At 47.5% G+C, this 556-nt stretch carries 2 pseudogenes; one reads left to right on the top strand and one right to left on the bottom strand.

The features are described 5' to 3' along the window. Positions 1-192, top strand: a pseudogene (locus K5E19_RS23635) (alpha/beta hydrolase); the annotation flags it as partial. Between the two features lie 140 nt (positions 193-332). On the opposite strand, the pseudogene K5E19_RS23630 reads toward K5E19_RS23635, so the two are convergent. Then, positions 333-556, bottom strand: a pseudogene (locus tag K5E19_RS23630) (Bcr/CflA family drug resistance efflux transporter); the annotation flags it as partial.

Genomic DNA, 556 nt, shown 5'->3' with positions numbered 1-556 from the left:
CTGCTGATGATTGCCGGTACAAAAGCGGATACGCTCTATATGACTGAAGATGCGTTCGCGAAAGCCACCGGTACGAAGGACAAAGAACTCTTCCTGATCGATGGCGCTACCCATATCGAGACGTATTGGGTGCCTAAATACGTTGACCAGGCGATGCAAAAGTTAGACGTCTTCTTTAATAAAAATATTTAATCCGCATCTGTCGATACCCCGCAGGGGTATCGACTTATCCCGTATTTATCATTCAGATTAACGGAGTCGGGAAAAAAGATAATTACGCACATTAAATAGCCGCTATGAATGGAATTCATAAACAGTCGGGCAAGTGATGGTTATTTTTTTACCTGAATAGTCAGTGCCATCAAGGCGCTGGCAGCAGTAAAGACCGCAATGATCCAGCCCATTGTCCATGGCGTGCCGTCGCTAAAGAGTGCCAGAAGCAACGAAGAGATGATGCCACTGCCGTATTGCAACGCTCCCATTAATGCCGACGCTGAACCTGCAACATTAGGCACTGCGTCAAGTGCGCAAGCTGTGGACGTTGCTGCGATGATGC

The sequence above is a fragment of the Enterobacter sp. RIT637 genome (genome assembly GCF_019718755.1).
Taxonomy (GTDB): domain Bacteria; phylum Pseudomonadota; class Gammaproteobacteria; order Enterobacterales; family Enterobacteriaceae; genus Enterobacter.
Note: the sequence above shows the minus strand (reverse complement) of the source record. Positions and strands in the feature narration are given on the sequence as shown.